Here is a 19,089-nt window from a genome sequence, read left to right as displayed (position 1 = left end):
ACTGCTGGTGACAATCAGCCCTGATCTGCCTCCGGTTCCAGCAACTTGTGCAGATGCACCACCACATATTTCATTTCCGCATCGTCCACGGTACGTTGCGCGGCCGCGCGCCATGCCTTTTCAGCGCTTTTATAATCGGGAAAAACTCCGATGACCTCGATCGCGGACAGGTCTTCAAACTCAAGCGTTCTGGGATCGCGGACGCGCCCTCCCATAACGAGATGCATTTTGCTCACTTAGCCACCTTTCACCAAGGAAGAGCGTCAGCTAGCAGCGATGTCGCGGGCAGCCAAGCGGGCCTGATCCAAATCCGTCAAAAAAGACCGAGGCTTATCATTTCCGCCGCAGGCTTTCCGCCGCGCTTTTGCCCGCCGAACTGACGGCTTCGCTCGCCTTTTCGATCAGATCGCCGACTCTGTCCCTGGCCGCTTCAGTATCGATCAGTTCGCCCACCTTTGCCTTCGCTGTGTCCGGATTGATGTCGTTCAGTCTCGTTTTGACGTTGCTTTTGAACTTGCTGGCCGTTTTGGCCACTTCGCCTGATGCCGCGGCGCCCATACCCTTGGCCGCCAGCAACCCCGTCGCCAGCCTGGACGCGGCCTTGCCCCGCGACCGCTTCGTCTTGGACAAAAACACGCCGAGCAGCGCGCCAAGCGCCAAGCCGCCAGCGACCACCGCAAGTGGGTTTTCCTGAATGACTTTTACGCCGCGTGCCGAGATTTCGTCAGCCTTTTCACGGGAGGTTTCAACGATCCTGGCGGCATTGTCCCTGGCTTTGGCGCTAAGTTCGCTGATCTGTTCCGATGCGCCGGTGACCTTTTCGCCGGCATATTCGCGCGCGCGGTTGAGTTGATCTTCAAGGTCGTTGTTCATTAATCGTCTCCTGAATGTTTGCGGGCTTGCCATGCCTTCTGCACGGTTTTGTTCAGAGAAACGCCTGCGGTCCGGCAAAGTGCCATGACGGGCCCACGGAAGATAAACCCAACGATTCCAGATAATAGGCCCATCAGCAAGAACGGATGAGCGCGAGCTTTTGCCGTGGCAGCATGGCGTGCAGCGAATACCGTCTGACGCAGTTTTAAGGCTGCATCAGCTTTTAACCGACGGGGCGCCAATCGGTCGCGTGCTGTCTCGACCGAATGCCGGAAATCTTCCCGCGCCACATCCGCTTTGCGTTTGGCCTGTCGATAGCTGTTGCTGGGGGGGGTCAGTTTCATGGCCGCTCCTCGCTGATCAAACGCCGAAACCGGTTTCGTGCGGACATTAGCAGCAGGAAGACGACGATCAGCACGCCGCCGACGACGACGGCAGTCGCGCCCCATGCTCCCATCGCTGGTATCAAGGCGATGATGATGCCGACGATCAACCCAACGGTCGATGCCAGTGTCAGAAAGGCCGCCAGGGCTATCAATCCGGCGATAATGCCGAATTGCAGGCTGATTTCCCTTACCCAGATTTTTTGCCGGTCGATTTCGGCCTGGGCATAGCTTTTCCCGCTTGCAATAAGACGGGTCAAGACGTCCTTTATCGGTTCGTCCTGTAGCGGGTCTATGCTGTCATCCGGTCCGTGCAAATCTCATCACCCTGATCTGGCTGGAAGCCCAAATAGCTGGATTACGCCTCTTCGGTTTCGGGTTCAGAAGGTTTGGCGGATTTGGCAAGGCGCATCAGGACAAAGCCGACGATCGCCGCAGTGCCGATGGCAACGGCGGGACTTTTGCGAACGAATTCGCGGGCATCGGTGACCAGCTCGTCAATGTCTTTCTTGTCGAGCGCCGTCGCAGCGCCAGCGATGGCTTCTGCGGCATAGCGGGCGTAATCACCGTATTGGCTACCCAGCTTTTCATCGACACCGTTGGCCGTATCTCCGATCAGCTTCGACAGGCTCTGCATCGCTGAACCCGCCTTGTTCTTGCCCGTAACGGCGGCCGAGCGGGCGGACTTGGTGGCTTGTGTCTTAAACGTTTCAGCCTGTCCACGAAGCTTTTCGGCTGAACTTTTTAACGTATTGACCGCTTGCTCCTTGCGCTTCGCGGTGCTTGTCACCTTGGCTGTCACTACTTTCCGTGTCGCTTTGGTTTTGGCCGTAGCAGCGGATTTTGCCGCTGCCGCTTTTGGAGCAATCTTGGCCCGCACTGTTTTGGCGGGTGCAGCCTTGGCAGGGGAAGTCGCCGCCGCTGTGCGACGGGTCCCAGTTTTGCGTGGCGTCTTTGGAGTCGAGGTGTCAGCCATGTTGAATCCTTTCCGTGAACCGGGGGCGACGTGTCGGCGCCTTTTGGAATCTAACCCGTGGATGAATGACTAGTTCCGTTTGCGCAATTATAACAGACAAATTGGTATAAAAGGAATATCCGGCGAGACCGGAAAATCGCAAATTGCGCACGCAAGGGGTATGTCGGCATTGCCATCACGGCGTTCGCTGGTTAAGCCGCCGCGCATATCATCCGCATAAGTTCAGATGGGGACCCTCATGACTGCTATTCTCGATATTCACGCTCGCCAGATTCTCGACAGTCGCGGAAATCCGACTGTGGAAGTTGACGTGATGTTGGAGGACGGCGGCTTTGGACGCGCAGCGGTCCCTTCCGGTGCATCCACCGGCGCCTATGAGGCCGTCGAAAAGCGCGATGGCGACAAGAGCAAATATCTGGGCAAGGGTGTGCTTGCCGCCATTGAATCGGTCAACACCGAAATTGCCGAGGCAGTGACCGGCCTTGATGCCGAAGATCAGGGCGAGGTTGATGCGGTGATGATTGCGCTCGACGGCACTGAAAACAAGGGCCGCCTGGGCGCCAACGCGATCCTGGGCGTCAGTCTGGCAACCGCAAAGGCTGCGGCGGACAGCCGTGGCTTGCCGCTTTACCGCTATGTCGGCGGGGTGTCTGCCCATGTCCTGCCCGTACCGATGATGAACATCATCAATGGTGGTGAACATGCCGATAATCCCATCGACTTTCAGGAATTCATGGTCATGCCGGTCGGCGCGGACAGCTTGGCAGAAGCCGTGCGGTGGGGCGCAGAGATATTTCACACGCTCAAAAAAGGCCTGCATGAAAAGGGTCTTGCAACCGCGGTGGGCGATGAGGGCGGCTTTGCTCCGGCACTAGCATCGACAAAGGATGCGCTCGATTTCATCATGAAATCGGTCGAACAGGCCGGGTTTACGCCCGGTGACGATGTTGTCCTGGCGCTCGATTGTGCTGCGACTGAATTCTTCAAGGACGGCAAATATGTAATGGCGGGGGAGGGCAAGACTCTGACCCCGGCGCAAATGACCGATTATCTTGCCGATCTTGCAGCCAATTACCCGATCAAGTCGATCGAAGATGGCATGGCCGAGGATGATTTTGAAGGCTGGAAGCTGTTGACCGATCGCATTGGAGGAACCGTACAGCTTGTCGGAGACGATCTCTTCGTTACCAATCCCAAGCGGCTTTCCATGGGCATTGACAGGGGGCTGGCCAACTCTCTTCTGGTCAAGGTGAACCAGATTGGTACGTTGACGGAAACACTGGCTGCTGTGTCGATGGCGCAGCGCGCATCCTATACCGCTGTCATGTCACACCGTTCGGGCGAGACGGAGGATTCCACCATTGCCGACCTTGCCGTTGCCACGAATTGCGGCCAGATCAAGACCGGCAGCCTGGCGCGCTCTGACCGGTTGGCCAAGTATAACCAGCTTATCCGTATCGAAGAGGAACTGGACAGCATCGCCCATTATGCTGGCCGATCGATCTTTAAATAAACTATATTGCCCGGTTCGTCATAAAGGACTTGCAAGCTTTTGCATCCTGTGATTCTAGTTGCATATGGCGCAGATCGCAAAACTTCGATCCTTATTGATGTCCGCTTTCGGGCCGGCACTCGCCATTGTTCTGTTGGCCTTGTTCGCTGGTTATGCAGTGCTTGGTGCCAACGGTATTCTGGCGTGGGGCGATTATAGTCGCGCGTTGGAGCATCGGCGACACGAACTGGCAACGGTAAAGGCGGAGCGCGATCGCTTAAAGAATCGGGTCGAGCTTCTCGATCCACGCCATGCCGACCCGGATATGGTGGATGAACTGGTCCGTCGAGAGCTTAATGTTGGCCACCCGGACGAGGTGATCGTCCCTCTGCGGTAATCGCTTCAGTCCCAAGCCATTTTGGGCATGGGTCAATATCAGTTAAATTTCTCCGTAGAATCGTAATAATATTTCCCGAAATTGCCGCGCGAATATCGCGTGATTATAAATAGGGCAATTTCTGTCCAAGTGTAATTAGTGCGCCAGCTGGCCACCTATTTGGTTACGCTTGAAACAGTCGCGTCAAATGCTGAAATTAGCCCCGCCGCTAGGACCGAAAACATTGCATTGCCATGGGTTCTGCTCATATAGGGAAGACCTCCCCACGAAAGATAAAATGAGGATTAATCCTTGGCCAAAGCTTCATCCCCGCGAACAACCAAAGGCCGGGCTCCGGCCAGGAAAACCGCTTCCCCCGCGATACCCAACCGCGAACGACCTGACGATCCGATAGATTACAAGGCAAGCAAGGAGGAACTGCTCGAATTTTATCGGCAGATGTTGCTTATCCGTCGTTTCGAGGAAAAAGCGGGTCAGCTATACGGCTTGGGGCTGATTGGTGGTTTTTGTCACCTTTATATCGGACAGGAAGCCGTTGCGGTGGGGCTTCAGTCTTCGCTCACGGTCGGCAAGGACAGCGTCATCACCGGCTATCGCGATCACGGTCATATGCTGGCCTATGGCATAGACCCCAAACTCATCATGGCTGAGCTTACCGGGCGTGGAGCCGGTATTTCAAAAGGCAAGGGCGGATCGATGCACATGTTCTCGGTCGAACATGGCTTTTATGGCGGCCATGGCATCGTCGGCGCGCAGGTGTCGCTTGGTACGGGCCTCGGCTTTTCGCACAAGTACAAGGACGATGGCGGTGTCTGCGTCGCCTATTTCGGTGACGGGGCGGCCAATCAGGGCCAGGTCTATGAGAGCTTCAACATGGCGGAGCTGTGGAAGCTCCCGATCATTTTCGTGATCGAGAACAACCAGTATGCCATGGGCACCTCGGTCAACCGTTCATCGGCGGAAGATCAGCTTTACCGGCGCGGTGAAAGCTTTCGCATTCCGGGCATCCAGGTGAACGGCATGGATGTGCTTGCCGTGCGCGGCGCGGCCGAATCGGCGCTGAAATGGGTGCGCGCGGGCAAGGGGCCGGTATTGCTGGAGCTCAAGACCTATCGTTATCGCGGCCATTCCATGTCCGATCCGGCGAAATACCGCTCGCGTGAAGAAGTGCAGTCGATGCGCGACAAATCCGATCCCATCGAAGGGCTGAAACCAGCGCTGAATGAGGCTGGCGTTTCCGACGAGGAACTGAAAGCGCTGGAAAAGGAAATCCGCAAGATCGTGGCTGACGCGGCGGATTTTGGCGAAAGCTCACCTGAACCCGACCCCTCCGAACTCTATACCGAAGTGCTGGTGGAGCAATATTGATGGCAATAGAACTGAAAATGCCGGCACTCTCGCCCACGATGGAAGAAGGCACGCTGGCCAAATGGCTGGTGAAGGAAGGGGATGAGATATCCTCTGGCGATATATTGGCGGAAATCGAAACCGACAAGGCGACGATGGAATTCGAATCGATCGACGAAGGCGTGATTTCGAAGATATTGGTGCCCGAAGGTACGGATAATGTGAAGGTCGGAACGGTTATCGCCACCATATCGGGCGAGGACGGCGAGAGCGAAGCACCTGTTGACGCTCCGGCCCCGGCCGAAACTCCAAAGGCCGAGGCGAAGGCTGTGCCCGCCGAGGAAGCGCCGAAGAAGGCGGAGACGGGCACGGCCCAACTTGTGACCAAAACACGGGCAAGCGTGGCCGACCCGAATATTCCCGAAGGCACGGAGTTCGTTACCCAGACCGTTCGTGAAGCGTTACGCGATGCGATGGCGGAGGAAATGCGCGCCGATGATCGCGTTTTTGTGATGGGCGAGGAAGTCGCTGAATATCAGGGCGCGTACAAGGTGACGCAGGGCCTGCTCGAAGAATTTGGGGACAAGCGCGTCATTGACACGCCGATCACCGAATATGGTTTTGCCGGTGTCGGGACAGGCGCGGCCATGGGTGGTTTGCGCCCGGTGATCGAGTTCATGACGTTCAATTTCGCCATGCAGGCGATCGATCACATCATCAATTCGGCAGCCAAGACCAATTATATGTCGGGTGGTCAGATGCGCTGCCCCATTGTCTTTCGCGGTCCAAACGGCGCGGCGTCCCGCGTCGGCGCGCAGCATAGCCAGAACTACGCTCCCTGGTATGCCGCCGTTCCCGGTCTGGTCGTCATTTCGCCCTATGATGCATCGGATGCAAAGGGCTTGCTGAAAGCCGCGATCCGTAGTCAGGACCCTGTCGTGTTCCTGGAAAACGAGCTGCTTTACGGCCGCACCTTTGAAGTGCCCAAGCTTGACGATCATGTCCTGCCGATTGGCAAGGCGCGGATCGTGAAGCCGGGCAAGGACGTGACGCTGGTCAGCTATTCCATCGGTGTCGGCCTTGCGCTCGAAGCCGCCGAGAAGCTGGCAGGCGATGGCATCGACGCGGAAGTCATCGACCTGCGCACATTGCGCCCGCTCGACAAGGAAACGGTGCTGGAAAGCCTGAAAAAGACCAACCGCATGGTGGTGGTGGAAGAAGGCTGGTCGGGTTGCTCGATCTCCAGCGAAATTTCCGCCATCTGCATGGAGGAAGGCTTCGACTGGCTCGACGCCCCGGTGATGCGCGTAACGAACGAGGACGTGCCATTACCCTATGCCGCCAATCTGGAAAAACTGGCCATCGTCAACAGCGCCAAGGTTATCGAGGCGGTGAAGAAGGTCTGTTACCGGTAGGGTTCGTACCCCGGCGAAGGCCGGGGTCCAGAGCCGCGAGCGGGGCGTCCTGTTGCCTTGGACCCCGGCCCTCGCCGGGGTACATTCAGGCGCAGGTGGATGCAGTAACATTTTCGGCGTTGTAGATGCCGACGCCACCTGTGGGACCGGCCATGTCACGGGCGTCGCGCACAGTCATTGCGCCAATCTCGACAATTTCGGTCTTGGGCACGAATACCGACGTGACCAAAGGCTGATATGTATAGGACACTTCCACGAACATCACCGCTCCGTCATCCGGGGCGGTGATGAGTTGCCCGTTCGCTGTAATGCCGTCCAGATCCGTATCGCCTTGGTCCCCATAACTGGACGGCCAGTTTTTTGCGCCCCTGCAGCGCTGCCAGCGAATCTTGAACTCGCTTGTCGTGTTGGGATTGGCGACGGGCTCCAGGCTGGTGAGTATAACGCGACCATTGGTATAAAGATCAAGCTGACCCGCCTGCAGTCCAGCGCCAGTGAGCAGGTCATTGATCTGTGCTTCGCTGATCTGTTTGCTGGAGAGCAATGTACCTGTGCCAATGCGTGAGGCGTTATCAGCCACGTGCAAAGCTATTTGGCTCATCCGCATTTTGGTTGTCGTGAAATTGGTCAGTTCCACACCCGACATTGCGAAGGTGACGACGAATGGCAGGCATAGTGCAAATTCAACCATCGCAACGCCGCTGCGGCATGCGCCCAGGGAAGTGGTGAAACGCCTTGCCCAGGCTGGAACGATAGCCGCCGTCATGCGCAATTCCTTAGTGTAGCGGCACCATATTGCGCCTGGTCGCCATAAGGCTGGTTCGCCAGTACGGTGGTTGCCTGGACCTCCGCAGTTGCAGGTAGCCCCATCAGCCCATGCATCGGGAACAGGCGAGGATAGGAAACATCGGCCGTATAGAGCACAGCATCCTTTGCGCCGCCCTGACCCGCATCGCCGCCATCCTTGTCCCAACTGCTGTTGTTGTTATTATCCTGATAGGGTTCACCGGCGTCGCATATTCCGTTGCCGTTAGTATCGGTAAATGGTTCGGCCACGGATTGCGCTGCTTTGGTAAAGTCCTTGAAATAACGGCGGGAAATGGTGACCGTCGCGTTCTTGGCAAGGTTCAGCACATTGTTCGTTACCATTGCGTCGAGTTCAGCCTGCTTGGCGGCTTCGCTGCTCGATTCCAGCGTCGCATCGCGCGCCGTCTTCTGAACCACACCCTGCAGCACGCTTTGCATGTAAAGCGTGTGCCCCATATCGAGCGTGCCCATCAGCAATAATATGAACACCGGCGCAATCAGCCCGAACTCAGTGGCGGTTATGCCGCTCTGGTCCTTTGCGAAACGCTGGCACATTGTAGGAGCCTGTATCATTTGGTCAGTCTCAACTGAGAAATTTCATTGGCGATCGACTGGAAATTGGCAATCAGCGCGGCGCTGTCCGCCGCCGAGTAGAAACGGCCGGAAGAAGCGCAATTCTGCAGGCGCGTCTGAGCGGATGAACTGACGCCGCTGCCGAAGGAAATGACCCACAGTGTGATGTTCTTGTTCTTGATGGCTGTACACAGGGATTCGGTTCGTGCGTTCACGGTCGCATCCAGCAAAGTGGTGGTGGGCGCATAGCTGGTATCTGTCTGCCTGCGATCCCACCATGACAGTCCGTAGGCCGCCAAATTGGTGGTGCTCGTCACCGTATCGCCGTCGGTCATGAAGATCATGTGGCGTTCGATTTGGCCGCCTTCGGGCGTGAAGGCGTTATCACTCGCGAACAGGCCCGTGGGCGACATCAGACGCGCGCCCCAAAGCAAGCCAATGTCATGATAGGTATTGCCGCCTGTGGACAAGCCATCGACATAATCGCGGAAGGCGGTCGAGGTTGAATATTCCGTCAAATTGCTGGAGGCTGTCGGGCAGCTATAACTCCAGTTGCGGTCCATGCTGTTGCTGGAAGTTGTGACATTGGCGTAGGATTTGCTGCCGGAGGATTCGCGTCCCCAAACGGCATAGGGGAAGGCTGGTCCCCATTGTGTTGCCGGATCGCCGGTCGTGGGTACCAAATCAATGTTGAGGTCGTGCGCAGATGCGGGGATCGGACTGTAATCGTCCGATGGACTCCCGTCGGTATTCCGCCAGGTCTGCCGCTCTTCAATGCATCCATCCCAGGTGAGCGTCGTGTTGCTTCCATCCGAACCGATGGGGAGCGTAACGGTGCTGTTCCAGCTGCTGCCGCCATTTTTCAGGCTGCTGATGGTCCACGCCACAGGCTTGTAGATCCAGTTGCTGAATGCATATTCCTGCCCGTAAGTGGGCGTGTCGGTGCGGCGATATTCGCGGGTGATGGTGGTGTTGCGGTGGCGGCGTTCCAGAACGCAGATATCGGTTTTTTTCGAATAGGAATCCCTGCGATATTGATAGCGATCAGCCGGTTGGTCCGTATACCATCGGACGATCAAGTTGCCGCCGCTGTTCCAGCTGCCTTCATCGCGGGGCGCACTTTCGGCACCGTTGCTGACATATTGGGGCTGCTCGGACGCTAGATCGTCGCAGGCGTCCTTGCTCTTTACGCCATAAAAGGTGTTGCCGTCATATGAGCCATAGCTCGACCAGTCACTATTGTTGCTTTCGTCGGTATCGTGGACCGTGGGGGTGCCCTGAGCGTAGCCGGTAACGACATCCTGCAGTGTAAGTTGGGCTTCGCGCGACTGGTAGGTCCATTGGTCGGCCATCCAGTCGTTGTGCAGCAAATGGCCGACGTTGACATTGGTTGCATAGGGCACAAAGCCAAATCGCAATTGCACCGACGCACTGTTGCCGCCGCTGGGCGTGCTGCCGCAGTCGGCATTGCTGATGTCAATTTTCGCTAGTGCTTCGTAAAAGCACTTCACGGCCTTTTTCAGGCCATTGATTTTGGTGTCGGTGTCGCCTGTATTAGTTTGCGCCATCGATCCGGTGACGTCTAGCACGAACATGACATCCGTGTTGGGAATACGCATTTCTGCATCGCATGTAATGCTGATCGTCCGCGTCTCTTGACCAAATATTTTCATCACGGTCATTGGCACCTGTGCCGACACTGTACCCGTGACCTTGCCCGAACTTTCAACAAAGGCGGGTGTGCCGCCCGTAGTACCGTAGGAATTCGCGGCAAAATTGGCGTTGAACATGTTGACTGCGGCTGCATTTGCCTTGTTGCTGTTTGCGGTCCATGAACCGCCGCCCATTTGTTTGCGGCCAGCCAGCGCGCCAGCGTCACAGGCCTGCTGCATGCGCGCCTTGACAAGGTAGATGCGGCTCATATCGATGCCGCCGCCGATCAGTCCAAGCATGGGAAAAATCGCCGCCGCCACGATCGCCAGCGTATTACCCGCCTGGTTGCGCAGCAAGCGCGCCAGAAATCCCTTTGAAACCCCCGTGTCCGTGGTCATAGACTGCCTCAATCCAATGCGCGTTGCGCGTATTGCCCCCACCCAGGGCATAGTCCCGCTTTCCTTATGCACTGCGAATGGTTAGCTGGTGGCGTATGCTTATGGATAACAGCGCGTTAATCATTTCCTCTTTGCGGAGTGCGGGATTTTCCGGCAGGTGACTGACTTCATTATGGAAATTCCACCCTTGCAGCGCCTGCTGACCGCTTACGCCCCAAAAAAAATGCGGGAGGAGCAGCAAATATTATGGGCGTTCGATATGCGGATGGCGGAAATCGTGCGTTCGACCTATGAACCCATGCTCGGTCAAATCCGCTTTGCTTGGTGGCGCGAGGCGCTTTCGGGTGAGAAAGAGGCGGCAGGCGTTGGCGATCCCCTGATGGATGCTTTGCGTGCGAGGGTGCTTCCCAATGCCGGTGCCGCCGGATTGTTGGAGGCGATCGAAGGGTGGGAGGTTCTTTTGGAGCCGCTGCCTTTGAGCGACTGGCAGCTTGTCCGCTTTGCCGAACATCGTGGTGGCGGACTGTATCGGACAATCGGGCAGCTTTCCGGTCCATATCCGCCTTGGCTGTCGCAGGCTGGCATGGGTTGGGCGCTGTGGGATTTGTCCGGGCATGTGAGCGACAGCGACATGGCGAGGCGTTCTGTGGCGCTGGCGCGGGAATGTCTTGCCGATGTGCCGGTGCGAGGCTGGCCTGATACGCTTGCACCACTGAAAATATTGTCGGGGTTGGTTCGACGGGATGTGGAAAACAATCGAACGGCTCCAGCCCGGATGAACTGGCGGCAATACAGGCAGCTGTTGTGGCTGGGCCTGCGGCGGAGGAAAGGCGAAGCGTGATGGCGAGGACGGGGCGGTTTTTAGCGGGCGGGGCTTGCGCGCTGTTTTTTATGGGTGCGGGTCTGTTCTGGTGGCAAAGTCATGCGCAAGGCGACGAACTGATTATTCCGGCTGCGCCTCCACCAGTTGTTGTAAGGGCGCAGGAGCTACCAGTTGCTGCACCCGGCCAGATCGGCAAGCCGCCACCAATGCCCGCCAGCGCCACCGCGCAAACGCGCGAACAAAAGCGTTTCGACCGCTATGACAGCAACAGGGATGGGATCATCACCCGAACGGAAATGCTGTCGAGTCGTACAAAGGCATTCCGCAAGCTCGACACAGACGGCAATAATCTGCTGTCGTTCGAGGAGTGGGCGGTGACGACATCCGACAGGTTCGCAAGCGCCGATGGCGATGCGAACGGCAAACTTACTCCGCCTGAATTCGCCACAACCGCGCCGAAACGCAGGACCAAGCCGAAATGTAAGTGCTAACGTAGCACATGATAAAAAAACCACCCCATGCAAGCACGGGGTGGCCAAGGTTCAGGGAGGAGACGCCTCCCAAGGGAGGCATCCATGCAGCTACTCGAAAGGGGGACGAGCAACTGCATAGTTGTAAATTAGGGTAGTGGGGGTCCGGTTTCAAGCACCGAAAGTGTTTTTGGCAAAAAAATCGTACCAGAAAGTATGGGGATATTCTTGTCAGGCGTCTAAATTCGCGGTTTCCGGCGCTTGCGGCGCAGACGCATTGGGCATTTTGCCCTGTTCGATCTGATGCGCAAACAGATCCCGCATCAACTGCAGCGAGAAAAGATGAGCGTGGATGAGGGGCAACATGCCATTTTGATTGATTTTGCGAAGTTGATCGCCGCGCATGTCGCGCAGCTTTTCCTCGTTCACCATCTGAAAGCCGCGATAGACGAAGGGCTGGTCGTTGTCGGGCACCTGGATCGCTACTTCACCGTCCATCAGCAGGTCGAGCGATTTGAGTTCGTCCATGAACTGCGACGTGCGCTGGGCGGCCTGTTCGAATTGTTCGCAAAAACCCAGAATGTTCTGCGTTACTTGCGAAGGCCTGCCCTCTTCGAACAGCGGATCGCCCTCGTCATGCGCGCCGATAACATCCGATGTCGGATCGAAACATAGTGACAGTTCATCCGTGTCCGGGCGCAGTTTTGCCAGCATGAAAGGATAACGGCGGACATAGGCGGGAATATAGGCCGGCCCACGCAGCTTGCCCTCGTCATCGGTAAAGGTGTTGACGCCCTCGTTCAGTCCCAGGAGCGCCAGTGGAACCGGGCTTGTCCCTGCAGAAAATATGATGGGCAGAAAGCGCTGGGCCTGCACGAATTCATCGATGGTCAGCGGCACGGCATGTTGCTTGGCAAAATGCGGCGCCGAATCGACCTGCCTTGTCCGCCATCCGCCATGTTCGTTGCTATTGAGCGGAACAAGATCGTTATAGAAAATCGGCAGACTATTGGCTTGAGGCGCGCTGGCCATGTTCATTCTCCTGAGCGTGCGGGCTATTTTTCAGATGCTGCCGCGAAAGATGTGGTTTGCGCAGTAATTACCTCATGCTTCCGACGCAAGGGGGATCAGCTTTCCCGGATTCATGATGCCGCCGGGATCAAAAGCGGCCTTGATCGCTCGCAATGCATGGATTTGCGCGGGGGAAGCGAGGCGACCCAGTTCGGCGCGTTTCATCTGGCCAATGCCATGCTCAGCCGAAATCGATCCCCCTGCCGCCACGACCCGATCATGGACATAGGCGCTGATTATTGGACCAGTTTGGGCGATCCATGACGGACCATCGGTTCCCGCAGGAGCGCGGACGTGGAAATGGACGTTTCCATCGCCCAAATGACCAAAGCTGCTGGTGGTCGTGCCGGGAAATTGCTGTTCTGCCGCTTGCGCCGCATCAATCATGAAGGCCGGCATGGATGCGACCGGCACGCTGATGTCGAATTGCAGCGCAGGACCAAGCGAACGTTCCGCTGCCGACAGGGATTCGCGGATACGCCAGAATTGTTCTGCCTGCGCCTCATTCGCGGCGATCACGGCATCAGTCACAATCCCTTTCTCAAAAGCGGTGGCGAGAGCGGATTCCAGCCGCTCATACGCCGAAGGACCGCCGACCGCGTCGAGATCTACTTCAACCAGCACATACCATGCTGCACGCGTTTGTGTGGGACAACGCGCGCCCGGAAGGAGATTGAGCGCTGCTGCAAGCGTATCGTCTCCCAGAATTTCAAACCCTTCCACCACATTGCCAATGGTTCGTTCGGCGTGGCGCAGCAAAGCGAGTGCATCCTGAGGCGATGCGACACAGGCCCAACCCACGGCCCGGTCGGCAATGGACGGGACCAAGCGCAGACTGCCCGCTGTGACAATGCCGATCGTGCCCTCCGCCCCGATCAGCAGTTGTTTGATGTCATAGCCGCGATTGTCTTTCTTCAGCGCGTCGAGACCGTGATGAATGCTGCCGTCGGGAAGGACGGCCTCTATCCCTTCAACCAGCGCGCGCATTGTGCCGTGGCGCAGCACCTGTGTTCCTCCTGCATTGGTGGAAATCAGGCCGCCGATGGTCGCGGACCCCTTCGCGCCCAGACTCAGCGGAAAGCGGCGGTCGATTGCTTGCGCCGCGTCGTGCAGGTTGGACAGGATCACGCCCGCTTCACAAACGGCGAGATTGTCCTGCGCCGAAATTGACCGGATAGAGTTCATGCGCCGCAGCGAAAGAATGAGTGCGCTGCCGTCCGGCGGCGGTGTCGCTCCGCCGACCATAGACGTGTTGCCGCCTTGCGGGACGAGTGGCACCCCCATTTCGTTGGCGAGCATTACGACCACCGCAACTTCATGTGTCGTCGCGGGCGACAGGATCGCCCGCGACGCGCCATGATAGCGGCCACGCCAGTCATGGACCCATGGATCAATGTCGTCGGCATCCTCGATAACACCGCGTTCGCCCAATATGGTGCGAAAGCCGTTCATGCATGTATCCGTGATCATTGATGCTATATGCGCAAATGCAGTGAATAATTCCAGTCGGACCCGATGGATTAATCCATTGTTCAAATGGGCGGATATAAGCCATGAGACTTCAAAAGGGGTTTGGCTTGCTGTCGGTTGTTTTTCTTTTGTTGTTGGTCACGCCCGAGGCGGCGGCAGAAGGTATCGCGCCACGGCGCGCGGATGCGTTCGCCATGGGCGGCACCCAATATGCGCAGCTGATTATCGAACGTCGGATCATCATCCGCGTGCCAACGCTGGTAACGCGACGATCCGGACCGCCGCCCCAGGCTGAAATCGAATGGAAGGAAAAGAAAGCAAACCGCTGCGTTCCCATGAAAGCCATTGTGGGCGCCGCTATTACGCGGGACGATAGTGTCGACCTGATCCTCAGCGATCAGAGACGGGTTCGCGCAAGATTGAACGATGAATGCCGTTCGGTGGATTTCTATTCGGGCTTTTACATGGAACCGACGAAAGATGATCGACTATGTGCCGATCGGGATATGATCCACGCCCGCAATGGCGCGATGTGCGAGATTGAAAAGTTCAGGAAGCTGGTCGCGGAGGAATAGGATTTGCCGCTCCAAAAGCGGAAATTCTTGACATTCAGCCCGATCTTGCGCATGGCCGCGCGCTATTGAGGTGCGCATCATGTGGGCCTCTGTTTTTCCGGACAGATTATGAATTTTGCCGATCTCGGCCTATCAGAAGAATTGCTGAAAGCGGTCCATGAGGCCGGCTATGATGAGCCGACTCCGATTCAGGCGCAGGCCATACCGTCCGTGCTGATGATGAGGGATCTGATCGGCATTGCCCAGACGGGCACCGGCAAGACCGCCAGCTTTGTTTTGCCGATGATCGATATTCTTGCCGAAGGCCGCAGCCGTGCGCGCATGCCGCGCTCCCTGATCCTTGAACCAACCCGCGAACTCGCCGCGCAGGTAGCTGAGAATTTCGAAAAATACGGCAAATATCACAAACTCTCCATGGCGCTGCTGATTGGCGGCGTGTCCATGGGGGATCAGGTGAAGGCACTGGAAAAGGGCGTCGATGTCTTGATCGCTACGCCAGGACGCCTCATGGATCTGTTCGGTCGCGGCAATATATTGCTGACCGGGTGCAATCTGTTGGTGATCGATGAAGCTGATCGAATGCTCGACATGGGCTTTATCCCGGACATCGAGGAAATCTGCACCAAATTGCCTGCCAATCGACAAACTTTGCTGTTTTCGGCGACCATGCCGCCGCCTATCAAGAAGCTTTCCGACAGATTTCTGAGCAACCCCAAGCATATAGAGGTCTCGCGCCCCGCGACCGCCAATACATCCATCACGCAATGGCTGGTCCCTGTCGATGCACGCAAAAAGCGCGATAAATTGTGCAGTCTGCTGGAAAGTGAGAAAGTTAAAACCGCCATCATCTTTTGCAATCGCAAGACTGCGGTGCGCGATCTGGCGAAAAGCCTGCAGCGCACAGGTTATGCGGCGGGTGAAATTCACGGTGACATGGATCAGGGCTCTCGCATCGCCGAACTCGACCGGTTCAAAAACGGCGATATAAACATCCTTGTCGCATCCGACGTTGCCGCGCGCGGGCTGGACGTAAAGGGCGTGTCCCACGTCTTCAACTTCGATGCGCCATGGCATCCTGACGATTATATCCACCGCATCGGCCGCACTGGCCGGGCAGGGGCGACGGGAACAGCGTTCACCTTTGCAACAAAGGATGATGCGGAAGCGATTGCGGGTATCGAAAAGCTGACCGGCATAAAAATTCAGCGGGTTGGCAATGCGGAATTGCCGGAAACGGACGAACAGCCGGTTCGGGCAAAGAAGTCTGCCGGAAAGGCTAAGACCAGCGAAGCCAAGCCGGGCGCAGCCAAAGGTAAAACCTCTCAGGCCGAAACCGGCGAGCGCCAGCCTGAACCCGTGGCCGCACAAAAAACACGACCTGCCGATAAACCGCAATCACCAAGCCGCAGCGATAGCGCACGTGATGAGGGGCCTGATGATGGCTGGAATGGTCCGATGCCCGATTTTCTTTCATTCGGGATTGACGCATAGACGGTGGCTTGTTGAATGAGGCATTGGAGCAGCACCCCGCCTGACGACAAGTTGCAAGCTTTTTTCTGACATTGGCACCGCTGAATTTTGCGGTTTCAGAAAGGCGTTGCAACTCTTCAATCGCCATGTTTATAGAGCCCCATCGGGGCCGTAGCTCAGTTGGGAGAGCGCGTCGTTCGCAATGACGAGGTCAGGGGTTCGATTCCCCTCGGCTCCACCATCTCTTCTGGCCAATAACGCCGGATCGGTTCCAGGCTTGTTATTCCGACATGGCCTCCGCTCTGCGTCCAGTCGCAAGGTGACCATCTGATCAGCGGTGTCTGACTGGATCGACGTCCCATGGGAAAGCTGGCCGGTCGCGTTTTCATACCTCTCCAGCGCTATCGTGCTGCCGTGCTGCCGTTTGACGTGTTAAAGGAACAATTGCCGTCGAATTCCATTAATCCCGTATCTGGTTTTGGATGAGGCTTTGGCCATCTCTTCCGGGATGGCTTCAATCACGGCGTGGTGCCTGAAAAAGAAAAGCGAAATGAATAATATTCATGATATGACCAAGCGATACAAAGCTGAATTACTTCGCGCCAGGAGTACTTCTTGCCAGGAAACTCGGTTGGCCCATGAACAGATGGCGCGAGCCTATGCGAAATGCATAGCCGCCAACAAGCGAGCTCGGCCAACCAATCAGGTCTGAGCGAGGCGTATTCCATCGTGTGGGTCCGACTTCCGCAAGAGTTTTGGTGAAAGCCGCCGCTAATCGTTGTCGCCTGTGGTGAGACAGGCTTAATTCTTATCTTCCTCATTGCGGAGGAACCGGTGCTCCAATTTTCGAACAACAGTCAAAAGCAGAAGCGCTATGATGGCGGCAATGATGACGAGCGCATAGTGCCCAAGACCCACCGAAATGCCCAGCGCCGCCGCCATCCAGAGATTAGCAGCCGTGGTGATGTTGCGGACATCGCCGCGCCGGACGAAAATAAGCCCGGCGCAGATAAAGCCGATCGCCTGAGCCAGACCCTGTATCACGCGCAGGGGATCTGCGTGGGATCCTTCGGCGAGAAGCGAGTTATATAGTATCAGTGCCGAGATACTCGTCACCGCGGCGCTCAGCGCCACGATGGAGTGTGTGCGAATACCGGCCGCATAGCCGCGCATTTCACGGTCAAAGCCAAGTGCGGCACCAAATGCAGCAGCCAGACATAGCCTCAATATGAGCTCTTCATTCCCGATCTCGCCGACCATCATGCTCTTCCTGTTTTGCGGCCAGACTCACGTCGAATAAATCCGTAAGGGCCATCGTCCGGCATTAGAGTGCGATGATTTTAGGTTCGCCCATTTCCGTTCGTGTCGAGCGAAGTCGAGACACATTCGCACCAGGCCTATGTCCCTCGACTTTGCTCGGGACGAACGGAGCATAGGAATTCAAACTAATCTCATCACCTCTATTGCCGCGTTCCAAGCACGAGGGTCGGGCAAGACTCCTATAATGGACATCCTAACTGGATGCGTGCTTCGGTTTCCCCTTGCGCTTTGTTGAAGCCATCTTGTCGAGCTCCTTTTCATCCATGGACTTGTACATGGATTTGGATGCGCCTTTGAGTTCGCCGACCTTCTTCTCGCCACGTTTGGCGGCAAGCGCCGCACCGGCGGCCATTTGCTGTGCTTTCGATTTTGCAGGCATGGTTGCTCTCCTCGGTTTCTATGCGTCGAGAAGGAGACAAAGCAGCAGAGGAAGGCTTGTTCCCTGTTCATGAAGCGCGGGGTCAGGCGGCAGCATGAAATTGCGTGTCGAGCCTGACCCCCGCTCTCTTTTACTGCGTGTTATCGCGTTGTTGCTGTTGCTGGCTGGCATCTTGCGCTGCATCACCGACCTGGCGGGCGGCATCGCCGACAGACTCCGCAGCGCCAGTGATTGCCGTGGCTTCGCGGCTGTTGTTGCGGCTGTCTGTCGCTATGAAATACACGGCAACAGCGGCAATTCCGACTAATATGATGCCAAGAATTACCCCAAGGCCGCCGCTTTTACGCTCCACCACGACAGGGGATTCGACAACGCGTTCGGTGACATGTTCCTTTTCCATAAAACTCTCCTTATCAGGTCATAGAGACGTGCCCTTTTCATGCTGCCGGATGGTGCAAAGATTAATGGCGGCATGTGATGAAAATGGCGAAGGCATTGTCCCAGGCTGTCAATGAACCAGTCAAAACCTCACTCCGCTAAATATAGAATAAAACGGAATGTTCCTTCAAAGATATGCGTCTATCAACGTTCCAATGGAATGTTCGTTCCCTATATCACTCTGTCATGGATCGAGTTGCGTAAGCAGTATTACCAATGAGTGCCGATAATTAACTGTCTATTTTGGGAAGCTCCTGACGCGCAATGCCCCATCCTCTTAATGTGCGACTGGCTACCCGCTCTGTCAGGAGCGATTTGTCGCGCAGGGTATATTGTGAGGGACGTTCTATATCCGGCACTTCGGACCATGCTATGGGCGCTGCGACCGGTCCGCCTTCGCGCGCGCGTACACAGTAGGGCAACACCGCTGTCGCGCCCCTCTGGTTGCGCAGCCAATCGATGAAAATGCGACCCTTCCGCTTCGCCTTGGACATGGTGGCGGTAAACCGATCCGGTTCGGTCTCGGCAAGCGCAGAGGCAAAGTATCGCGCGAAATCCTTGACTTCCGGCCACTCCGCCCGTGGTTCCAGCGGAACGATGACATGAATGCCCTTTCCGCCTGTCAGCATGGGGAAGCTTACAAGCCCCATATCCGACAAATGCTTGCGGAGGTCCAATGCGGCTTTATGGGATGGCCCGCCCCTTTTCCCCGGCATCGGTTATGATGTTGGTGCTTAAGAAGGAAAGGAGCGGACCGAT

Annotated in this window: 21 protein-coding genes, 1 tRNA gene and 1 pseudogene; 9 read left to right on the top strand and 14 right to left on the bottom strand. The window is 56.6% G+C overall.

What is annotated here, in order from left to right:
* Positions 1–14: 14 nt before the first annotated feature.
* The 5 genes from L3X40_RS15740 to L3X40_RS15720 form a co-directional block, all read right to left on the bottom strand.
* A complete protein-coding gene (locus tag L3X40_RS15740; protein ID WP_237366428.1) occupies positions 15–236 on the bottom strand; it encodes a DUF4170 domain-containing protein in 222 nt (73 codons plus the stop codon).
* Positions 237–333: 97 nt separating this feature from the next.
* Complete coding sequence (locus L3X40_RS15735; protein ID WP_237366427.1) at positions 334–873, bottom strand: hypothetical protein; 540 nt, start codon at positions 871–873, stop codon at positions 334–336.
* A complete protein-coding gene (locus L3X40_RS15730; protein ID WP_237366426.1) occupies positions 873–1,217 on the bottom strand; it encodes a hypothetical protein in 345 nt (114 codons plus the stop codon). Before L3X40_RS15730 ends, L3X40_RS15735 begins: the two co-directional genes overlap by 1 nt.
* Positions 1,214–1,573, bottom strand: coding sequence for a phage holin family protein (locus tag L3X40_RS15725; RefSeq protein WP_237366425.1), 360 nt, complete (start codon positions 1,571–1,573; stop codon positions 1,214–1,216). Before L3X40_RS15725 ends, L3X40_RS15730 begins: the two co-directional genes overlap by 4 nt.
* Positions 1,574–1,614: 41 nt before the next feature.
* Positions 1,615–2,232, bottom strand: a complete 618-nt coding sequence (locus tag L3X40_RS15720; protein WP_237366424.1) for a hypothetical protein — start codon at positions 2,230–2,232, stop codon at positions 1,615–1,617.
* A gap of 238 nt (positions 2,233–2,470) precedes the next feature.
* Between L3X40_RS15720 and eno the strand changes: the two genes are divergently transcribed.
* The 4 genes from eno to L3X40_RS15700 all read left to right on the top strand — a co-directional run bounded on the left by eno (position 2,471) and on the right by L3X40_RS15700 (position 6,883).
* Positions 2,471–3,745, top strand: a complete 1,275-nt coding sequence (gene eno, locus L3X40_RS15715; RefSeq protein WP_237366423.1) for a phosphopyruvate hydratase — start codon at positions 2,471–2,473, stop codon at positions 3,743–3,745.
* 64 nt (positions 3,746–3,809) lie between these two features.
* Positions 3,810–4,121 (top strand): FtsB family cell division protein, encoded by a 312-nt coding sequence (locus L3X40_RS15710; RefSeq protein WP_237366422.1) that lies wholly within the window; start codon positions 3,810–3,812, stop codon positions 4,119–4,121.
* Positions 4,122–4,412: 291 nt separating this feature from the next.
* Positions 4,413–5,489 carry a pyruvate dehydrogenase (acetyl-transferring) E1 component subunit alpha gene (gene pdhA, locus L3X40_RS15705; protein WP_237366421.1) on the top strand — a complete coding sequence of 359 codons (1,077 nt, stop codon included), beginning with the start codon at positions 4,413–4,415 and terminating at the stop codon, positions 5,487–5,489.
* The gene (locus tag L3X40_RS15700; protein ID WP_237366420.1) at positions 5,489–6,883 is read left to right on the top strand and encodes a pyruvate dehydrogenase complex E1 component subunit beta; all 1,395 of its coding nucleotides are present in this window, start codon (positions 5,489–5,491) and stop codon (positions 6,881–6,883) included. Before pdhA ends, L3X40_RS15700 begins: the two co-directional genes overlap by 1 nt.
* A gap of 85 nt (positions 6,884–6,968) precedes the next feature.
* Here the strand turns inward: L3X40_RS15700 and L3X40_RS15695 are convergent, their stop codons facing one another.
* From L3X40_RS15695 to L3X40_RS15685, 3 genes are read right to left on the bottom strand one after another with little or no spacing between them, the layout of a single operon-like run.
* Entirely contained in the window at positions 6,969–7,649 is a 681-nt protein-coding gene (locus tag L3X40_RS15695) for a TadE/TadG family type IV pilus assembly protein (protein WP_237366419.1), read from the bottom strand.
* A complete protein-coding gene (locus L3X40_RS15690) occupies positions 7,646–8,245 on the bottom strand; it encodes a TadE/TadG family type IV pilus assembly protein (protein ID WP_237366418.1) in 600 nt (199 codons plus the stop codon). The genes L3X40_RS15695 and L3X40_RS15690 overlap by 4 nt, the downstream gene beginning before the upstream one ends.
* 14 nt (positions 8,246–8,259) lie before the next feature.
* Entirely contained in the window at positions 8,260–10,314 is a 2,055-nt protein-coding gene (locus tag L3X40_RS15685; protein ID WP_237366417.1) for a pilus assembly protein TadG-related protein, read from the bottom strand.
* A 157-nt stretch (positions 10,315–10,471) separates the two neighbouring features.
* Between L3X40_RS15685 and L3X40_RS15680 the strand changes: the two genes are divergently transcribed.
* Entirely contained in the window at positions 10,472–11,155 is a 684-nt protein-coding gene (locus tag L3X40_RS15680) for a hypothetical protein (protein WP_237366416.1), read from the top strand.
* The gene (locus L3X40_RS15675) at positions 11,155–11,628 is read left to right on the top strand and encodes an EF-hand domain-containing protein (RefSeq protein ID WP_237366415.1); all 474 of its coding nucleotides are present in this window, start codon (positions 11,155–11,157) and stop codon (positions 11,626–11,628) included. Before L3X40_RS15680 ends, L3X40_RS15675 begins: the two co-directional genes overlap by 1 nt.
* Before the next feature lie 210 nt (positions 11,629–11,838).
* On the opposite strand, the gene L3X40_RS15670 is transcribed toward L3X40_RS15675, so the two are convergent.
* Positions 11,839–12,639 carry a SapC family protein gene (locus L3X40_RS15670; protein ID WP_237366414.1) on the bottom strand — a complete coding sequence of 267 codons (801 nt, stop codon included), beginning with the start codon at positions 12,637–12,639 and terminating at the stop codon, positions 11,839–11,841.
* Positions 12,640–12,711: 72 nt separating this feature from the next.
* On the bottom strand, positions 12,712–14,130 hold the full coding sequence (locus tag L3X40_RS15665) for an FAD-binding oxidoreductase (RefSeq protein ID WP_445177199.1): 1,419 nt from the start codon (positions 14,128–14,130) through the stop codon (positions 12,712–12,714).
* Positions 14,131–14,231: 101 nt separating this feature from the next.
* Here L3X40_RS15665 and L3X40_RS15660 point away from each other — a divergent pair, with 101 nt between their 5' ends.
* From L3X40_RS15660 to L3X40_RS15650, 3 genes are all read left to right on the top strand, one after another.
* Positions 14,232–14,723, top strand: coding sequence for a hypothetical protein (locus tag L3X40_RS15660; RefSeq protein WP_237366412.1), 492 nt, complete (start codon positions 14,232–14,234; stop codon positions 14,721–14,723).
* A gap of 108 nt (positions 14,724–14,831) precedes the next feature.
* Positions 14,832–16,214 (top strand): DEAD/DEAH box helicase, encoded by a 1,383-nt coding sequence (locus tag L3X40_RS15655; protein ID WP_237366411.1) that lies wholly within the window; start codon positions 14,832–14,834, stop codon positions 16,212–16,214.
* A gap of 144 nt (positions 16,215–16,358) precedes the next feature.
* Positions 16,359–16,434, top strand: a tRNA-Ala gene (locus L3X40_RS15650).
* 560 nt (positions 16,435–16,994) lie between these two features.
* Here the strand turns inward: L3X40_RS15650 and L3X40_RS15645 are convergent.
* The 4 genes and pseudogenes from L3X40_RS15645 to ligD all read right to left on the bottom strand — a co-directional run.
* Positions 16,995–17,456 carry an MgtC/SapB family protein gene (locus tag L3X40_RS15645; RefSeq protein WP_237366410.1) on the bottom strand — a complete coding sequence of 154 codons (462 nt, stop codon included), beginning with the start codon at positions 17,454–17,456 and terminating at the stop codon, positions 16,995–16,997.
* A gap of 250 nt (positions 17,457–17,706) precedes the next feature.
* Positions 17,707–17,892, bottom strand: a complete 186-nt coding sequence (locus L3X40_RS15640; RefSeq protein WP_237366409.1) for a DUF3008 family protein — start codon at positions 17,890–17,892, stop codon at positions 17,707–17,709.
* Positions 17,893–18,022: 130 nt separating this feature from the next.
* Positions 18,023–18,292 carry a hypothetical protein gene (locus tag L3X40_RS15635; protein WP_237366408.1) on the bottom strand — a complete coding sequence of 90 codons (270 nt, stop codon included), beginning with the start codon at positions 18,290–18,292 and terminating at the stop codon, positions 18,023–18,025.
* Positions 18,293–18,560: 268 nt separating this feature from the next.
* A pseudogene (gene ligD / locus L3X40_RS15630) lies at positions 18,561–19,016 on the bottom strand (non-homologous end-joining DNA ligase LigD); the annotation flags it as partial.
* Positions 19,017–19,089 lie beyond the last annotated feature (73 nt).

It is taken from the genome of Rhizorhapis sp. SPR117, from assembly GCF_021742065.1.
This window is presented reverse-complemented; position numbering and strand designations above follow the sequence as displayed.